Origin of the sequence: Rheinheimera tilapiae (genome assembly GCF_042432165.1) — a bacterium.
In the GTDB taxonomy this organism is placed as follows: Bacteria; Pseudomonadota; Gammaproteobacteria; order Enterobacterales; family Alteromonadaceae; genus Pararheinheimera; species Pararheinheimera tilapiae.
In genome coordinates this window covers 1997672-2015291 of record NZ_JBHLXP010000001.1, presented here as the reverse complement: position 1 = coordinate 2015291, position 17620 = coordinate 1997672, and the positions used below count along the sequence as shown (strand labels likewise).

Genomic DNA, 17620 nt, shown 5'->3' with positions numbered 1-17620 from the left:
GTGCATCCTGGGCATCATGATTCTATCTGGTCTGACCGCTACTGAAGTTTACGCTGAGTGTTGCGTCTACGTCGCCTCACAGCTAAATTGGTCAAGCCTGTTGGAATTAACTTACATCTGGACAGGCCAATTTGCAACTATAAATTTTTGGTCAAACCACTTCTACGGAAACTCATGAACGACAATACGATCCTTGCATTGGCCAGCAGTCGTCAGGCGCCGGCTTCCAACTCCAGACTTTATCTGCAAATCGCCGATAAATTGGCGCAGCAAATCAACGCCGGTCAGCTGAAACCCGGTATGCGTCTGCCGGCTGAGCGCGACTTAGCCCAGCAATATGACGTGAGCCGTCAGACGGTGCGCGAGGCGTTGATCGCATTGGAAGTGTCAGGTCTGGTCGATATCCGGCCTGGTTCCGGCGTTTATGTGTTGCAGGAAGCCAGCCTGAAAAGTTCGTTATTGGCGGAAAACGCGCCGGGCCCGCTGGAGATCATGGAAGCCCGCTTATTGTTAGAAGGCGACGCCGCCGCCCTCGCTGCAGAGCGCATCAGCAATGAAGAATTACTGAAACTGAAAGCTTATCTGACGCAAATGATTAGTTTAGTGGCGCAACAAAGATCGGCCGAAGCTGAGACTTTTGATGGCAAATTCCACCAGCTGATCGCAAGCGCTACCCGCAACAGTGCGTTGCAGTCGATGATTGAATGGCTGTGGGCCCTGCGTGAAAGCTCGGAGCTTAGTCAGTTATTTGCCGAGAAGATCCGCCGTCAGGTCGCGGGCCCCAACATCGAAGCCCATGAAAAAATCTATTTGTGTTTAAGCCGGCGTGACGCCGCAGGCGCCAAAGCAGCGATGCAATCGCATATCGCGCAGGTCACCGAAGCTTATGTATTGTTGATTGGTGAATGAGGCAGCTGCTGAGCTTTCACTATAACTCGGTGGACAATCCCGATATAACTGGACAGGCCATATTGCAATTGGACAGGCCAATTGCTATAACCAGCGCATATTCTTTTATGGAGCTGGTGCATGTCTGTCCCGAAATTTCGCTCTACCCGACTGGTTGTTAGCCGGATTTTCTGTTCGTTACTGTTGTTACAAGCCGCCGCCAGCGCAGCGCAAACCCCGACAGCGCAAACCCTGACAGCGCAAACCGATACAGCGCAGGCTACTGCTGCTGAACCGGCAGCGCTGGTCTATCCGTTCTTAGATACCGCCAATAGTCGCTGGTTTTACTTTTCCTCGGCGGCGCGGCCTTTTGGCATGGTCAGCTTGTTTCCAGATACGGCGCTGAACGGCGAATGGGGCAGCGGCTATCGCTACGACGAAACCACAGTCAAAGGTTTTAATCATATTCACGAATGGCAATTAGCAGGTCTGTCGCTGATGCCGGTGTCAGACCACAGGCCTTTATCCGCGCAGCAGGCCGACTATACATCAGCCTTTTCCCATGACAATGAACAGGTACGCCCCGGCTATCACCAACTGCAGCTCAGTCGTTATGGCATTAACGTTGAACTGACGGCCACAGACCGCGTCGGCTTTTCGCGTTATCAGTATCAACCCGGTCAGCCACAACAATTATTGCTGCAGCTAGGCGGCGTGCAGGGCCCGTCCAGGCTGGGGCATGCGGAAGTCTGGCAAATTGACCCACATAATCTGGCTGGTTTTATTACCAATCAGGGCACAGAGCGGCGCGTGAAGCCGGTTAAAGTCTATTTCCATCTGGCCTTTTCGACGCCGGTGCAACAGCTAGATGCGTGGCGTGCCGACCAACAGTTCGCCAACGTCAATGGCATCAGCGGCGATGACGCTGGTTTGCGCGTCAGCTTCAATAGCAGTGACCACAGTGTGTTGGTAAAAGCAGGCTTTTCTTATGTCTCGGCCGACAATGCCAAGCTGAACCTGCAAAGCGAATTAGCCGGCTGGGATTTTGCCAAAACCAGCGCCGAAGCTTATGCACAGTGGAACCAGACGCTGGCGCGCGTTCACATCAAAGGTGGTAGCCTCTCGCAACAACGCCGTTTTTACACTGATTTATGGCATGCACTGCAGGGCCGGCGCGTGGTGTCAGATGTTAATGGCCAATATATGGATTTATCCGGCCAAAGCGCTAAAGTTCGCCAGTTACCGCTTAACGCACAAGGACAACCGCGCTTTGCCATGCACAACTCAGATTCATTCTGGGGCGCGCAGTGGACTATCGCAACTTTGTGGCCACTGGTGTATCCGCAAGCAGCAACTGCTCTTGGTGAAAGTCTTATTCAATATGGCCGCGATTTTGGTTTGATCCCAAGAGGCCCGTCCGGTGGACAGGACACTCTTGTGATGCCAGGAGTACCGACGACGCCGTTTTTAGTCTCGCTGGCACAAAAAGGTTTACTGCACACGCCGGCCAGCGAACTGCTGCCGATGCTGCAGAAAAATCACAGTGAGGCCGGTCTGATGGCTAAAGCCGGTTACGAACACTATAGCGCCAGTGGTGGAGGCTTAGGTTATTACCTAAAACGCGGTTATGTGCCCTACCCGTTGCCGGAAACAGAAAGCAATTACGGCAGCCACCGGCGCGGCGGCGGTCAAACCCTCGAATATGCCTATCAGGATTTTGCCCTCGCGCAGCTGGCAGCAAAAACCGGCGATCAGACCGTCGCGTCGAAGTTCCTAGAGCGCAGCCAGAACTGGCGAAATCTGTTTGACGCCAAAACTGGATTTATCCGGCCAAAGGAAATCAATGGCAACTGGCGCACACCATTTGACCCGCTGGAATACGAAGCTGGTTTTATCGAATCCAATGCCGCACAGGCCACCTGGTTTGTGCCGCATGATATCGAGGGACTGGCGGCTGTAATGGGCGGTAAAACGAGGTTGCTGAACCGCCTCGAGCAAGCATTTCAGCAGGCCGCCAAACAGGATTTCACCGCTGGCACTGCGCATGCGCAGGAAGGACACCCTGAGTATCGCCGCACGCCGATTAACTATGGCAATCAGCCTAGTATCCAGACGGCTTTTATTTTCGCCGCAGCGGGCGCGCCAGAAAAAACCCAATACTGGTCGCGTCGCATCAGCGATACGGTTTACAGCCATTTGACGCCACAGCGTGGTTACAATGGTGACGAAGATCAGGGCCTGATGGGCAGCCTGGCTGTGCTACTGAAGCTTGGATTGTTTCAACTCAGCGGTGGTCTGGAAGCAGACCCTATTTATCAGCTGGGTAGCCCATTATTCGACGAAGCTTGCCTGCAGGTAGCAGCAGAGCGGCGCTTCTGTATCAAAACATTCAATAATGGCCCTGACCGGCCTTACATCCGTCAGATCAAGCTCAATGGCAAAGTGTTAAAACGAACCTATCTGCTGCATAGCGAGATCATCGCCGGTGGCGTGCTCGAGCTACAAATGTCGGCCACCGCCACACCACAGCAGGCGTCACAATGACCACCCTGCTGTTTGACAATGACGGCACCCTGGTTGACAGCGAATGGCTGTGTAATCAGGCGTTAGCCACTATTCTGGCGCAGGCTGGCGTTCAAGTGGATGTCGGCTTGTTGGTGCGCGATTATCGCGGCGGCAAACTGGCAGAGATCTTTTCTCAGCTGGCCAGCCGCTTTGCGGTGCAGCTGCCTGCTGACAGTGAAGCGCAATACCGGCGTTTGGTCAGTGATTTGTTTGCGGCGCAATTACGCCCGATCGCCGGCGTGGTGGCCACTCTGGACTGGGCAACTGCCACCGGAATGCAGCTGGCCGTAGTCAGTAACGGGCCACAAACGAAAATCCGTCAGGCTTTGCAAATCTGCGGCCTGAGCCACTATTTCGCCGACCGGGTGTTCAGCGGTTATGACATCAATTGTTTTAAGCCGGATGGCGGCCTGTACCAATATGCCGCTGCTGCACTGGGTACAGCGCCGGCGCATTGTATTGTGATTGAAGACAGTTTACCCGGCATCAGAGCGGGCCTGGCGGCAGGTTGTCGTACAGTGTTTTTGAACCGTTATCAGGAAGCTAAGCCGGACCCAGCGGTGCTCGAAGTGACGACGATGGCACAGCTGCCGACTATACTGAATGCGCTGATAACCCGGGGCTAAATTTAAACCCCGGGATTAATCTTCACGACTGACCGGCGCACTTCAGGCACACAGGCCCGTCGCGCCTGCCGCCGTCTTCGCGCATAACCGCACGCCTTCAGCGTTAAACAAATAACACTGCGCCGGATCAACGCTGATCGCCAACTGGTCATCACAAATCCAGTTGCAATCGCCTTCCATCCGGGCAACCAGCACTTCGCGCGCCGCGTTATGCAGATGGATAAAACTCTCAACGCCAAGCCGCTCCACCATATCGACAGTCCAGGCACTTTGCTCCGGTTGTGCCGCGCTGAGCTTCAGATGTTCCGGCCGCACGCCAAACTGCAGACCGTCGCGGTCAATGGCGCTACTGAGCAAAGTTGGACAGACCGGTAAGGTTTGACCGGATTGCAGCACAAACTGGCCTTTGTTCAGCGCACCGCGCAGCAGATTCATTTTCGGCACCCCAATAAACTGCGCAACAAAGGTATTATCCGGCTCGCGGTATAAATCCATTGGCTTGCCCATCTGCGCGACATGGCCGTTATGTAGCACGATAATTTTCTGCGCCATCGTCATCGCTTCAACCTGATCATGGGTGACATACACAATGGTCGAACCAAATTCGCGATGCAGCCGCATCAGCTCGGTGCGCATCTGCACGCGCAATTTTGCATCCAGATTCGACAGCGGTTCATCAAACAAAATCACTTTGGGTCTTTTCACAATAGCGCGGCCGATCGCCACGCGCTGACGTTGCCCGCCAGACAGCGCCGCTGGCTTGCGGTCCAACAAATGCTCCAGTTCGAGCATTTTGGCAGCTTCCAATACCCGTTGCTGGATCTCGGCCTTGTCGACTTTTTTCAGAGCCAGGGCAAAACCAATATTTTCCGCCACCGTCATATGCGGATACAGCGCATAAGACTGAAACACCATGGCAATTTCGCGTTGGTCCGGCGACACATGGTTCATCGTCTTCCCGCCGATCTTCAGCTCGCCGCTGCTGATATCTTCGAGGCCGGCAATCATCCGCAGTAAAGTCGATTTACCACAACCAGACGGCCCGACGATCACGGCAAACTCACCTTCATTAATGGTCACGTCGATGCCTTTGACGATCTCCGTGCCTAAGTAATTCTTTTTGATATTAATCAGTTCAATCTGTGACATAACAGGTCCTTATCCTTTGACGCCACCGGAGAAAGTCTGGGTTAAAAACTTTCGGGCAAAGGCAAATGCGATGACCGCCGGTAAGGTGTAAATCACCGCCAGCGCCGTTAAAAATCCATAATCGATAGCATCGACGCGCAGGAAAGCGCGGAACATGCCAAGCGGCAGCGTCTGTAATTCCGGCGATGAAGTGAACATCAGCGGCATCAGGAAATCGCCCCAGGCGTTGATAAACGCAAACAGGCCGGCCGCGGCAAAACCCGGCAAGGCCAATGGAATTAATACATGACGCACCGTCTGCCACTGACTGGCACCATCCAGCGCGGCTGCTTCTTCATAATCTTTCGGGATTGCGTCAAAAAAGGTCTTCATGATCCAAATCGCCAATGGCAACTGCATCGCGCATTGGATCAGAATAAGGCCCAGATAACCGTCAACAAACGAGAACATCCGGCTCAGCATCATTTGCTGCGCGACGTCTGATGTCAGACTATTAATCAGGCCATTCACCCATTCGTTCAGAAACAGCATCACTTTGTACACCGGCACAATCAGCGCCGGTGGCGGCACGATGCGCACCAGAATAATGGCGTACAGCAATGGCCGTTTCCACCAGGCCTGGGTCCGCGACAAGGCATAACCACCAAAACCAGCTAATACCAAACACAACAAAGTTGCGCTGCCGACAATGCCTACAGAATTCAGCACCCAGCGCACGCCACTTTCATTGGCCAGCAGGTTCCAGAAATGGTCCACCGTGACGCCGGCCGGAATTTGCAGAAACTGACTGGCCTTTGGGTCAAACGCCGCCAACAGCACCCAGAAAAACGGCATCAGGCAGAACAGTGAAATCAGGATCAGCGTCAGGTAAGCCCGGCGCTGCGCAAAAAAACTCGCCGAATTCTCGGACATGGACATTCCCTCAGAGGTTGTGCGGACTATTGTCAACATGTCAAACCTCAACCTTCAGCGCTTTGACATACACCATGCCAAGCAACATCGACACCACCAGACTGACCACAGCGACAGATGCACCATACCCCAGCTGAAACGCAGTAAATGATTGATTGTAAATATAAATACCCAATATCTCGGTGCTATTGGCAGGGCCGCCACGGCTTAAGGTGTAAACCAGACCGAAGATCGCGAAGGTGGTGACCGTTGAAATGAACATGTAGAGAAAAATCGTCGGCATCATCATCGGCACGGTAATGCGCCAGAAGATTTGATTGTCAGTGGCACCATCCACCCGTGCCGCTTCATAAATATCTTTGGGGATCGAAGCGAGTCCGGACGTTAACAAAATCATCGAAAACGCAATGCCACGCCAGGTGTTGACGATGATGATCGACAACAATGGAAAAGTGTATAGCCACTGCTGCGGTTCAACGCCAAACCAGGCCACTAGCCGGTTCAGCGTGCCATATTCACCGCTGGCAAACATCGAGATCCATAAAAAACCAACGACCATTTCCGGCACTGCGTTTGGCAGACAAATAATGGCGTTAAAAATACCTTTGTATTTCACCGGCCGCTGCAACATCAGCGCCGAGGCAAACCCTAGTAGAAACTGACCAATCACCGCCGATCCAATAACAAAAATCAGCGTGACTTTTAGTGAGTTCCAAAACAATGGGTCGCCGAATAGCCGTTCAAAATTCCGTAAACCAACAAAGGACGATCCTTGCGCGGCGAAACCCAGCAAAGCGTCGTCAGTCAAACTCAGTGAAAAGGCATAAAATGCCGGGAACACAATAAAAGCGGCCATCAGCAACAGCGCTGGCGTCATCATTAAGCGGTAACCGAGCTGGCGCCGGGCTTCAAACGTCAGTTTAATCATCGTTATGTCCTTTATCAGGTTGCCCGGCCGCAGCCAATCCTGCTGTTTCGACCTGAGCACTACCGAGCACATTCACCACGTAGTCATACAACATTTGCTGGGCGCGCTCGCCATCAGCCCGGCCAGTCAGTACCGCTTCGGACGCCTGCGCCACCCCAGCCATCATCGCGTTAGAGCCTACCGTCGTGCGCAGTGCCCGCGCGTCCTTTAATAACGCATGGTCGGCCATTAAATTACCCAATGCCGCAAAAGCCGGATGTTCAGCTGCATCGAGCCGCGCCGGCACATTCCCCAATTGTTTCGCATAAGCCAAAGCCACGTCGTTTTCACCCAGCGCCAGCACCAACTGGCGCGCTAAGGGCTGTTGACGCGATTTCGCATTGACGCCCCAGGCATAAACCACAGACGCCAGCGCAAAAGGCTTGCCGCCATCGGCTGATGGAAATTTCCAGGTGCGCACCGCATTGGCCACGTCCGGGATCGGATTGCGGCTACCCGGTCCCCAGTCAAACACCGGACACCAGCTGCCACAGGTGGTGATCAACAACTGACCTTTGGGAAACATTTCGTATTTCGGGATAACCCAAGGCTCTGGGTTTAGCAGCGGCTGCACTGGCATCAATTGCTCTTCAATCAGCGTCTGGTAAAAGCCAAAGGACCGGCGTACCGCGTTGTTGTCGAGCACGTACTGGTTTTGGCCGTTGAGCAGCTGATAATGTTGAAAACTGGCGAGCAGATAACGCAGTCCTTCGGTATAAGAGCCCATGCCCCAGGTCAGGCCAGCGGGGATCAGCAGCGGATATTGCGCCATTTTTTGTTTGATCTCGCGGCTACGCTCGAGCAATTCCTGCCAATTTTGCGGCTGTGCGGTACTGATGCCAGCGTCAGTCAGCAAATCATGCCGGTAGTACAGCTGCTCGACGGCGACAATCGACGGGATCACATACACATGCTCGTTGAAGCTGGCCCGGGTCAGGGTTTTGACCAACTCCGGCAACTGGGCATAACCCGGCCATTGCTGTGCGTCTGTGGTCAAATCGGCCAGATAACCGGCGGCGGCCAAATCGTCCACTTGCAGATCTCGCGGTACGGTAAACACATCCGGTGCGTTGCCGGCACGTAGTTCTGTCACCAGTTTGGTGAAGTAATCCTGCGGCGGCGCCGGATATTCAACGATTTTCAGCCGGATCCCTAATTGCGCTTCCAGCTGCGGCTGCAACTGATAAAGCGCCTGCAAACGTGCAGTACGGTGCTCCGCTATGACCAATAACGGCCGTTTTGCCGCTTCCGTTTCTGCCAGACGTTGTGCTGTGGTCGGCTCCCCCCGCCCCCAGTACATCGCTGCCATGACACTCACCGCCAGCGTCACCGCCACCGGTAGCAGCAGATTTGCTCTGCCGCGCTGTTTAGTCCAGATCATCTGTCCAGCCCGTATTTTATTTTCTGTTGCGCACTATTTGTGCATCTGCCGGTTCTGCCTGGTTAAGGTTGCACCCTGTTGGTTCAGTGCCGGCGATTTTTTATGCTTTGTACCCTGTCCTTTCTGATAATACGCATATTGACACCGGTGTCAATATGCGTATTAATGGTGCATACCAACGCAAACACCTGCAATCAGTGACGGCTTGTGCTGTACCGGACACATTCGATATCAGACCGGCAACAGCTAAATCTATCTTATTGTATTTTATATATAAAATAATGATTGCATGTCAGATATAACTGCGGAAAGACCGCAATAAACCACAGAGCAAAAACCTGGTTTTAAGCCGGTGTACGCTAAAAAATCTGGTCAAGCGGCCAGTGGAGGAAGATGTGCAACTAAAACTCGCCATTATTGGCTGCGGGACCAAAGCAACCCAGTACATCCAGACCTGGATCAGCCGGGACGACATCGTTATTTCGGCCATCATGGATCCGAACGACAAAGCGATGGCCAATGTTTGCCAAATAGCCGCTGGCGCGAATAAAACGGCCCCGCTTTGTTTTGATAGCTGGGAAACCTTATTACGCGACCAATGCGCTGCGCTGGATGCAGTCTATATCTGTACGCCGCACGCCAGCCATGCCGCACAAGCCTTGCTGGCGCTGGAGCTTGGCCTTGATGTGCTGCTGGAAAAACCCATGGTGACGACAGTTGCCGAAGCCGAAGCTTTAGTGGCCGCGCAGGAAACATCCGGCAAAACGCTGGTTGTCGCATATCAGGGCGGATTATCGCCGTTGGTCAACGAGTTAAAAGACGCCATTGCCAATCAAACCTATGGCCCGCTGGTCAGTATCAATGCGGCAATTTGGGAAGACTGGGCTGACAAATATCAGGGGCACTGGAAACAAGTGCCGGCGATCTCCGGCGGTGGTTTTATGTTCGACACCGGCGCGCATATGATGAATACCGTGTCCAAAATCACCAGCCAACCGTTTTCCCGTATCAGTGCCATGATGCAAAATCTGGGTTTTCCGGTCGACGTGGTGACGACTGTGTCCGGCGAATTGTCAGACGGCACTCTGTTTAACCTGCATGCTTGTGGCCGCGCCATCCGCTGCGTGTCACGCATCGAATGCTACTTTCCGACCGCTATTGTGCGGATCTGTGCCTGGGGTCGCTGGATGGAAATTGAAGATGCGCAAGGCAATGTGGTTCGCAAAGACCAGGAAGCGGCCAACAACCTGATGAACGTGTTTATGCAAACCCGATTGGGTGAAATTACCAACCCATCTGATGTGCGTCAGGGCCTGCGGATGGCACAGTTGTGGGATGCCGTGAAGTTATCTGCCAGCCAACATGGCGCGCCGGTGACCTTGTAGCATCTGACAGCCAGAGCTTAAAAAAACAACAGCAACCATTGGTTGCTGTTGTTTTTTGTCTGGTCGCACCTGCGCATGATGCTTGGGTATGGTCAGTGTAAAGCCGGATTGACCGGCACACTGAGCACCGATTGTTGCTCTATCGCGTTTTGTAACTGACGGATCAGGCCCGGATCTGTTTGTGGATGCGCGGCCAGATACAGCTGGATCTGCCGGACCACCTGGCGGGAGGCATAAAACTGGGTTTGCCCCACTTTCGGATCAGCCAGCGCCTTAAAATCTGGTGCAAACGCCAGCGTCAACTGCGCGCGGCGGATCCGCAGCATTTTCCACTGCGCGTTGATATCTTTTACCTGGATCAGATTCTGGTCTGGTACAAAACCAATTTGTTGCAAGGTACTGTCAATCATGCTGCCGGCGACCGCCACGGCGACAAAATCCTGTGGCGATTTGCCTTGCTGGATTTGCTCGATCACCGCACTGTCGGCGGAATAATAGCGATAGTCAGCGTTAATCAGCGGTGCCAGCCAGATAAACAGGCTCTCGCGTGCCGGTAACCGCGCTATTGAATAAATCAGTGTGTTCGGCTCAGTCCGCGCCAACTCAAATGCTCTGGCCCAGGGCAACACCTCTGTACGACACGGCAAACCTGCACTTCGTAGTATCGCTTCGACCTGCAAATAGGCCGAGCCTGCCACCACCTGTTGCTCACGCACCACCTGATAAGGCGGTAAATCTTCGGTCAGCACCTTTAAACCACACGCCTGCGCCGGCAACAGCTGCCAACACAGCAGCCATACCAACAGCATTAACCAACGGGTCCCTGTCATCGCAATACCTCCTTTTGCGTCAATTGATTGTTTCTGAGCCTAGATACCGCCCGACACCTCTACTTCGTTTTCTTCTGGGCCAATGTTGCTGCCAGCGCTGCACTGATCTCAGGCGCCATAAATGCGTACTTTTTATGCAATACATGATACAGGTCGGATTGAAACAACTTTACATACTGCAAGCCGGTTAGGTCCATTTGTGCCAGCTCCTGTTCAGTCGTTGGGTATATCGCATAGTCAAATCGCCCATTGCGGATAAATTTCGGGATCAGCGCCAGATCATTGACGATATAAAACTGACTATGGATTTCTCCGCGAAACCCAACATCCATGCCGTTTTTTGAAACCGAAGTACTGACTATTGTCTGCTGTGCATCCGCCAGCACTGCTGGCGTGCACTTCAGCTGGGGCTTACACAGTAGTGTAAAAATGCCGGACACTAATGCTGGTTCAACCGTAATAATATTCTGATAGCCGGCCAATACAATCCGCATATAGCCCACGTCACCGTCTACCAGATTTTTATCTACCAATAACAAATTCCGATTCGACGGCTGGGCGACAAATTCGGTTTTAATACCCAGTTTCAGGTAAGTGTCGCGGATCAGCGGAATAATCAAGTTCACCATCGCTGGGTGATCGACATAAGAAAATGTCATCGTCTGCGGTCGTGGTGGTTGTTGTGCTGTGGTTGCCGCAGATACCCACAGGCAGCTTACAGTTATCAGGAACTTCACAAAATTGAACATGGTTATCCCGGCATCAGCTGAACTTACAGAGGACAGCAACCCTATTCAGCCGGTAGCGCCCATCCAAGTATTGACGTTGAGTATAGCCATAACTACTGGTCAAGATCCCGATCTGCAGTCTTGCAGCGTATTCGATACCACAGGAAACGCGAGGTCAGACGATCATCGCTGTCCCAATCCGGTTTAACTAAGAGCGAAAGTCAGCTAATCCAATCTTACACAGCTAGGATTTCAATTCAGCACTGAGACAAAAGGCCTGTGACGATGATCTGTCTTAGCCTGTGGTCACAGTTCAGGTATTCGCGCTGAATCATTGGGTAGACACTGATAGAAAGCAGCATCCGCCGGCACATCGCCGGCGGTTTTTGCCGTTATTTCTGCTTTTTTGCCGCCTTTTCAGCCAGCATTAACTTGCGTGGTTTTTTAAAGTAAGTTTGTTTCGGCGCGCCCGCTTCCAGCGGCACTGGCCGGCCCCAGTTGCCCATCATCCAGCCGGTAGTATGCGGTTGATGCGCCCACTGGATGGCATTGGCCAGAATTTGTGTGATATGCGGGTTACGGTAGATCGGGAAGGTCTCATGGCCCGGGGCGAAAAAGAAAATTCGACCACGACCCCGTGTGAAGGTGCAGCCACTTCTGAGTACTTCTCCGCCCTGATACCAGGAATTAAAAATCAGCTCATCCGGATCCGGGATATCAAAAGGTTCGCCATACATTTCTGACTGCGGCAGCTCGATTTGCGGTGGAATATTGTAGGCGATCGGATGCGCCGGTTTCAGACACCAGACCCGTTCGCGTTCACCGCCTTCGGCCTCGCGCCAGCTCAGATTACAGCTGGTGCCCATCAGACGCTTAAACAATTTGGCATGATGGCCACTGTGCAGCACAATCAGTCCCATGCCCGCCAGCACCCGCGCCTGCAGCTTGTCGATCAGCGCATCACTGAGCTCATCGTGATAGCGGTGGCCCCACCAAATGGCCACTTCAGTCTCGTCGATCCTGGACTGGGGCCAGCCTTGATCGGCATCGTCCAGTGTCGCCAGCGTCAGGTCAAAGCCATAAGGCGCCAGCTGATTGACGATACAACCGCCAATCGTCTCCGGATACACTTCCTGCACGTCAGCATCTTCTTTTTCATGCCGGCATTCGTTCCACACGGTCACTTTAATCATTTTGCACTCCCGGCCAGTCGCGGCGCTGCGGCATAATCCTGAACTTCAAGTAATAACGATTGCAAAGCCGTCGGCACGCCGTTGGCCAGAATATAACTGAGCCAATATGTCAGCCGCTCAGCAAACTGTGGATACGCCACTAATGCCGGTGCAAACACCTGACTGAGCTTTAAATACTCACCGACCAACTCATCGATATGATCCCAATGCACCAGACGGATCTCCAGTAAACGCGCGGCCAGCGGATCAGACACTTCCAGCGCATCGCCTTTGGCGTCAAAGCCCATGCTAAACCGCAGCCAGCCTGCCACGGCAAAGCAAATCGCATCGACCGGCAAACCGGCTTGCAGGCGCTGCTGAGCCGCCGCCAACAGCCGCTGCGGTAATTTCTGTGAGCCGTCCATCGCGATTTGCATGGTGCGGTGCGCCAGCGCCGGATTGGCAAAACGTTGCAGCAGCGCGTCGATATAACGCGGCAGGTCGAGCCCAGCCGGCGCCTGGCCGTCCACCAATAGCGTTGGCATTAATTCTTGCGTCATCAAATGACGCAGATAGCGCCCAAACAATGGGTCGGCCACCACCTGATGCACATAGCTGTAGCCGGCCAAAGTGCCAAGGTAAGCGAGTGCAGAGTGCGCACCATTTAGCAGGCGCAGTTTGGCGTGTTCAAACGGCGTCACGTCTTGTACCAACAAAGCGCCAACCTGTTCCCATGCGGGCCGCGCGCCAGCAAATTTGTCCTCAATCACCCACTGCGAAAACTGCTCGGTTTTGACCATCGCCAGATCCATATAACCGGTCTCAGCAGCCAGCACCTCAATATCGGCCTGCGTCGTCGCCGGCACGATCCGGTCAACCATGCTGGATGGAAACGCCACTTGCGACGTGATCCAGCCAGCCAGTTCTGGGTTGAGCTTTTCGGCAAACTGCGTGACCAGCCGCGCCAGCGTTACACCGTTTTGCGGCAGATTGTCGCAACAAAGAATGGTCGGCGCCGGATAGCCTTTCTCAAATCGCTCAGCAAGACCGGCCACCAGATAACCGATGGTACTTCGCGGTGTCGAAGGATGCGCCAAATCAAACACAATATCCGGATGCGCAAAATCAAGCTGCCGGCTGACCAAATCAAGGCAATAACCTTTTTCGGTCACCGTCAGCGAAATAATCTCTGTGGTTGGCGCACCCAGCAGCGCGATAACGGCTGCCGGGTCTTGCGGCGCGACTAAGACACCCAGCACCGACTGAATCACCTGCTGTGATGTACTGCTGGCTGAACTTTGTTGCAGCGTATACAGGCCTTGCTGCGGATTTAACTGCGCCGCAACCTCAGGCGAACGCAATGAGACGCCCATAATGGCCCAAGGCCATGGATCATCTCCACCTCCCGCCTGCATCAATGCGTCGGTATACCAGGCCAGATGAGCGCGGTGAAATGCACCGATGCCCAGATGCACGATCCGCGGTGTGACCGCTGCTTGACGCTGACGCCATGGCAACAAAGGCCCGACACGATGCGTTTGGCTGAAGTTGGTGTTGCTTAAGTTGGTTTCACTAAAAAGGGCAACGGATAAACGCGGTAAAGTCACGACCAGATACCTCAGTAGTTAGCGCCTTGTCATACGCCGGTGCCAGTGACAAAGGCCAGTCAAAGCAGTTATTTAAGTTTGTCAGCGCGTTTTACCAGTCGATCAGTCAGAGCATCAGCCAGCTCGAACGCGTACGTTGTTGCAACTTGCTGTATCAGCTGACAGTGCATCAGCCTGACGGTGCATCATCCGTTCTGCCAGATAAACCGCAGCCAATGCTCGGTCTGCACTGGGGGCTACCTGCGTTCGCCCTGCCGTTGGCACACTGCCACCGCTAGCACAAAATAAAACTATGGCTAAATATATATCGTCAATTGACACCGGTGTCAATTGTGGTTATAGCTAAGCGTCACTGTGACTGATGGCCGCAGACAGCGGTTGGCTTTTCTGCCGTTGCCTGTTAATGCTAAGCTGACCATGCGCAGCTTCAATCACAAGATCCAATCCAAAAACGTGTGTGTTGTGAACAAGTTAACCCATCCGTTCTATCGGAATATTTCTGCAGCAAAGAGGGAACTCAGTCGATGTCTTCTGTCACCATTAATGATGTCGCCCGGCAGGCCGGCGTGTCGAAAAAGACCGTGTCGCGGGTGATTAATAACGAAGCCAATGTCTCGGTGGACACCCGCGATAAAGTGATGGCAGTGATTAACGAACTGGGCTTTAAGCGCAACCCGCTGGGGATGGCTCTGGCAAAAAACCGCTCGTTGTTTATTGCTCTGCTGGCCGATAACCCCAGCCCCGGCTATCTGCAAAAGCTGCAAAAAGGCATTTTGCAGTGTTGTAGTGAAGAACATATGGGGCTGTTTTTGTACGACTGCAGCTACCGCTCGCCGACGCTGGTGCATGAAATTGAAGAATTCATCGATAACACGCTGGCAGATGGGCTGATTTTGGTGCCGCCGCTCAGTGATAAACAAGATTTGCTCGACATGCTGGATCGGAAAAATGTTTGTTATATCCGCATCGGGCCGAAGGATCAGGGCAGCGGTGACAGCGTCGGGTTTAACGGCAGCAAAGCGGCTTTCGAGATGACCAACTACTTGCTGCAACTGCAACATACTGACATCGCCTTTGTGCTTGGCCATCCGGACCAGCAATCGAGCCACCGCGTCGAGAAAGGGTTTCGCCAAGCGCTGCACGATGCCGGCAAAACAGTCAATGAAACGCTGGTAGTCCAGGGCTATTACACCTATCAGTCCGGCGTGGACGCTGCTGGCGTGTTGCTGAGTCGTACGCCACGCCCTACTGCCATTCTGGCAGCCAATGATGAAATGGCCGTTGGCGTGTTGTACGCCGCGCACAGCCTTGGCATTAAAGTGCCGGAAGAGTTGTCGATCTGCGGCATTGATGATATCTCGATCACTACCAAAGTCTGGCCCAATCTGACGTCGATGCGCCAGCCCATAGCCACCATTGGCTATCGCGCGGCCTTGCTGTTGATTAACAAACTGCAGGGTAAACCAATGCCTGAGCCGCTGACGCCAGAAGATCAAAGCAATATTTACGACTGTGAGCTGATAGTACGCGATTCGACCTGTCCGCCGGCACGTTAAGCCCGCTGGTACAATCGCCCGCCACAGTGCCCGCATCATCTGACTCACTTTTGCACAATCCAGGCATGTTGCGGGTCATTGTGAAACACCCAGTTACGGCTCGGTCCGGCCATCACATTGAGGTAATACAGTTCATAACCGTGTGGCGCACCGACTGGATGATAACCTTCCGGTACCAGCACCACACTGTTGTGTTCCACGCTGATGGTTTCATCGATCCGCCGGTCGTCGGTGTAGACGCGCTGGAAGGCAAAACCCTGCACCGGATTGAGTTTATGGTAATAAGTTTCTTCCAGCGCACTTTCGGCTGGCAACGCATCGGTGTCATGTTTGTGCGGTGGATAACTAGACCAATGCCCCGGCGGCGTGATGACTTCGGTGATAAGCAGGCGTTGTGCCGGTAAGTTGCCAAACAGAATATTGCAGACCTGACGAGTATTGGTACCCTGCCCGCGGCTTTCGCGCGCACAATCGGCCGGTGTGATGAGGCGTGCCGGCAACGGTGTTGCTGCCGCATCGACCGGCGCGCGACATAACGCCAGTTCGACGTCGGTCAGTGCAGTGACGGTCAGAGTGTCGCCAGCCGGCAAATACACTGCATAAGGGGCGATGCCGGCAAACACTGACATGCGCTCTCCGATATTGTCGGCCTGTAGCGTGGCTGAACTGACATTGACCCGGCCAGACAACAGCACGGCACACAGCTCTTGCTCGGCGCCGCTGGCAAACTGCCGGCTATCACCGGCTTTGAGCAGCACCACTTCAAAACCCACATAACGCCAGCCGGCGTTCTCGGGGGTAATGTGCTGAATGCGGCCAGAGGCATCAGGTAATTGTGGTTTTCGGTGTAAATAAGACATCAGCAACCCCCGGCTTTAGGTAAAAGATTCGCTGGCAGCATCGGCATGCGCTTGATCAGACGCTGCCGTGTGCCCTTCGTCGTGCAGCAGCGCCAACACCAGCGCCTGCACCAGATTCATACTGGCGTTTAACGAGCGAAACGCATGTAATTCGGCTTCACGCACCAACAGCGCCACATTGGCTTGCGGCACCAGCGGGCTCAATCTGCTGTCGGTGATGGCAATAATTTTGGCACCACACTGCAGTGCACGCTCCAGCACTGCCTGCGTTTCACTGGCATAAGGTGCATAGCTGATGGCAAGCACCACATCATCGGCACTGATCAGATTCAGCCCACTGTGCTGCATATAACCAACACCATCGAGCACCTGCACGGCGCGGCCTGAGTTACCCAGTAAATAACCGGCGTAACTGGCGACCGGGAAAGCCCGGCGCGCGCCCTGAATATGGATAATGCGCGCTTGCTGTAACAGCCGCGTGGCACTGGCCAACGTGACATTGTCCATATCTGTACACAGTTGCTGCATCGCCTGTTGATTGGCCTGACTAATTTGCTGCAGATAGCTGAGGCCGGCCATATCTGGCGCCACGCTGTGATCTTCACGCACGGCGGCAATGCGGCTTGGATAGTCGACACCACTTTGCACCAGCTGCTGCTGAAACAACTGCTGCATCTGGGAAAAGCCACTAAAACCAAAGGCATTGGCAAATCGCACTAACGCCGAAGCATGCACACCGGCACCTTGCGCGATGGACGCTGTAGTGCCAAAAGCGACCTGCTCCGGTTGGTCCAGCAAATAGCGACCAATCAGCTGCAACCTGTTACTCAGCGTCGAAAATCGCTGTTCAATTAACTGTTCGAGTTGCTGCTGGGTCTGGCAGTTAGTGCCGTGCATCATGCCTTACTCTGGTCGGTTGCTACTTGATGCTGGCCAGCCTAACAAAATAAAACAAATATTCCAACTATTGATTGTGCAGAATTTATATTCTATT

General features: G+C 53.6%; 15 protein-coding genes. 5 read left to right on the top strand and 10 right to left on the bottom strand.

Translation table 11 applies throughout. The features are described 5' to 3' along the window. The first annotated feature begins 174 nt into the window (after positions 1–174). From ACFFJP_RS08705 to ACFFJP_RS08695, 3 genes are all read left to right on the top strand, one after another. Positions 175–909, top strand: coding sequence for a FadR/GntR family transcriptional regulator (locus ACFFJP_RS08705; protein ID WP_377242491.1), 735 nt, complete (start codon positions 175–177; stop codon positions 907–909). Positions 910–1029: 120 nt separating this feature from the next. Next, positions 1030–3432, top strand: a complete 2403-nt coding sequence (locus ACFFJP_RS08700; RefSeq protein ID WP_377242489.1) for a GH92 family glycosyl hydrolase — start codon at positions 1030–1032, stop codon at positions 3430–3432. Continuing rightward, complete coding sequence (locus tag ACFFJP_RS08695; protein ID WP_377242487.1) at positions 3429–4079, top strand: HAD-IA family hydrolase; 651 nt, start codon at positions 3429–3431, stop codon at positions 4077–4079. The genes ACFFJP_RS08700 and ACFFJP_RS08695 overlap by 4 nt, the downstream gene beginning before the upstream one ends. 42 nt (positions 4080–4121) lie before the next feature. Here ACFFJP_RS08695 and ACFFJP_RS08690 read toward each other — a convergent pair whose 3' ends face one another. From ACFFJP_RS08690 to ACFFJP_RS08675, 4 genes are read right to left on the bottom strand one after another with little or no spacing between them, the layout of a single operon-like run. Next, positions 4122–5228 (bottom strand): ABC transporter ATP-binding protein, encoded by a 1107-nt coding sequence (locus ACFFJP_RS08690; RefSeq protein WP_377242485.1) that lies wholly within the window; start codon positions 5226–5228, stop codon positions 4122–4124. A gap of 9 nt (positions 5229–5237) precedes the next feature. After that, the gene (locus ACFFJP_RS08685) at positions 5238–6140 is read right to left on the bottom strand and encodes a carbohydrate ABC transporter permease (protein ID WP_377242483.1); all 903 of its coding nucleotides are present in this window, start codon (positions 6138–6140) and stop codon (positions 5238–5240) included. Between the two features lie 40 nt (positions 6141–6180). Then, a complete protein-coding gene (locus tag ACFFJP_RS08680) occupies positions 6181–7068 on the bottom strand; it encodes a carbohydrate ABC transporter permease (protein WP_377242481.1) in 888 nt (295 codons plus the stop codon). Next, positions 7061–8488, bottom strand: a complete 1428-nt coding sequence (locus ACFFJP_RS08675) for an ABC transporter substrate-binding protein (RefSeq protein ID WP_377242479.1) — start codon at positions 8486–8488, stop codon at positions 7061–7063. The genes ACFFJP_RS08680 and ACFFJP_RS08675 overlap by 8 nt, the downstream gene beginning before the upstream one ends. Positions 8489–8883: 395 nt before the next feature. On the opposite strand from ACFFJP_RS08675, the gene ACFFJP_RS08670 reads away from it, so the two are divergent. Next, positions 8884–9873 (top strand): Gfo/Idh/MocA family protein, encoded by a 990-nt coding sequence (locus ACFFJP_RS08670; protein ID WP_377242477.1) that lies wholly within the window; start codon positions 8884–8886, stop codon positions 9871–9873. Between the two features lie 92 nt (positions 9874–9965). Here the strand turns inward: ACFFJP_RS08670 and ACFFJP_RS08665 are convergent, their stop codons facing one another. From ACFFJP_RS08665 to ACFFJP_RS08650, 4 genes are all read right to left on the bottom strand, one after another. Next, on the bottom strand, positions 9966–10703 hold the full coding sequence (locus tag ACFFJP_RS08665; RefSeq protein WP_377242475.1) for a substrate-binding periplasmic protein: 738 nt from the start codon (positions 10701–10703) through the stop codon (positions 9966–9968). A gap of 59 nt (positions 10704–10762) precedes the next feature. Further along, the gene (locus ACFFJP_RS08660) at positions 10763–11362 is read right to left on the bottom strand and encodes a hypothetical protein (RefSeq protein WP_377242473.1); all 600 of its coding nucleotides are present in this window, start codon (positions 11360–11362) and stop codon (positions 10763–10765) included. Between the two features lie 461 nt (positions 11363–11823). Continuing rightward, a complete protein-coding gene (locus ACFFJP_RS08655) occupies positions 11824–12624 on the bottom strand; it encodes a ThuA domain-containing protein (protein WP_377242471.1) in 801 nt (266 codons plus the stop codon). Beyond that, a complete protein-coding gene (locus ACFFJP_RS08650) occupies positions 12621–14210 on the bottom strand; it encodes a mannitol dehydrogenase family protein (protein WP_377242469.1) in 1590 nt (529 codons plus the stop codon). The genes ACFFJP_RS08655 and ACFFJP_RS08650 overlap by 4 nt, the downstream gene beginning before the upstream one ends. Positions 14211–14734: 524 nt before the next feature. Here ACFFJP_RS08650 and ACFFJP_RS08645 point away from each other — a divergent pair. After that, entirely contained in the window at positions 14735–15766 is a 1032-nt protein-coding gene (locus tag ACFFJP_RS08645; protein WP_377242467.1) for a LacI family DNA-binding transcriptional regulator, read from the top strand. A gap of 44 nt (positions 15767–15810) precedes the next feature. Here ACFFJP_RS08645 and iolB read toward each other — a convergent pair whose 3' ends face one another. Together iolB and ACFFJP_RS08635 are read right to left on the bottom strand one after the other, a co-directional pair. Further along, a complete protein-coding gene (gene iolB, locus ACFFJP_RS08640; RefSeq protein ID WP_377242465.1) occupies positions 15811–16626 on the bottom strand; it encodes a 5-deoxy-glucuronate isomerase in 816 nt (271 codons plus the stop codon). Between the two features lie 15 nt (positions 16627–16641). Continuing rightward, a complete protein-coding gene (locus ACFFJP_RS08635) occupies positions 16642–17526 on the bottom strand; it encodes a MurR/RpiR family transcriptional regulator (protein WP_377242463.1) in 885 nt (294 codons plus the stop codon). Positions 17527–17620 lie beyond the last annotated feature (94 nt).

What these genes read in the sequence shown, in the direction of transcription:
- ACFFJP_RS08685 (WP_377242483.1), bottom strand. Translation starts at nt 6,140, where the DNA reads ATGTCCGAGAATTCGGCGAGTTTTTTTGCGCAGCGCCGGGCTTACCTG.
- ACFFJP_RS08660 (WP_377242473.1), bottom strand. Translation starts at nt 11,362, where the DNA reads ATGACATTTTCTTATGTCGATCACCCAGCGATGGTGAACTTGATTATT.
- iolB (WP_377242465.1), bottom strand. Translation starts at nt 16,626, where the DNA reads ATGTCTTATTTACACCGAAAACCACAATTACCTGATGCCTCTGGCCGC.
- ACFFJP_RS08645 (WP_377242467.1), top strand. Translation starts at nt 14,735, where the DNA reads ATGTCTTCTGTCACCATTAATGATGTCGCCCGGCAGGCCGGCGTGTCG.
- ACFFJP_RS08695 (WP_377242487.1), top strand. Translation starts at nt 3,429, where the DNA reads ATGACCACCCTGCTGTTTGACAATGACGGCACCCTGGTTGACAGCGAA.
- ACFFJP_RS08635 (WP_377242463.1), bottom strand. Translation starts at nt 17,526, where the DNA reads ATGATGCACGGCACTAACTGCCAGACCCAGCAGCAACTCGAACAGTTA.
- ACFFJP_RS08690 (WP_377242485.1), bottom strand. Translation starts at nt 5,228, where the DNA reads ATGTCACAGATTGAACTGATTAATATCAAAAAGAATTACTTAGGCACG.
- ACFFJP_RS08705 (WP_377242491.1), top strand. Translation starts at nt 175, where the DNA reads ATGAACGACAATACGATCCTTGCATTGGCCAGCAGTCGTCAGGCGCCG.
- ACFFJP_RS08655 (WP_377242471.1), bottom strand. Translation starts at nt 12,624, where the DNA reads ATGATTAAAGTGACCGTGTGGAACGAATGCCGGCATGAAAAAGAAGAT.
- ACFFJP_RS08665 (WP_377242475.1), bottom strand. Translation starts at nt 10,703, where the DNA reads ATGACAGGGACCCGTTGGTTAATGCTGTTGGTATGGCTGCTGTGTTGG.
- ACFFJP_RS08680 (WP_377242481.1), bottom strand. Translation starts at nt 7,068, where the DNA reads ATGATTAAACTGACGTTTGAAGCCCGGCGCCAGCTCGGTTACCGCTTA.
- ACFFJP_RS08700 (WP_377242489.1), top strand. Translation starts at nt 1,030, where the DNA reads ATGTCTGTCCCGAAATTTCGCTCTACCCGACTGGTTGTTAGCCGGATT.
- ACFFJP_RS08675 (WP_377242479.1), bottom strand. Translation starts at nt 8,488, where the DNA reads ATGATCTGGACTAAACAGCGCGGCAGAGCAAATCTGCTGCTACCGGTG.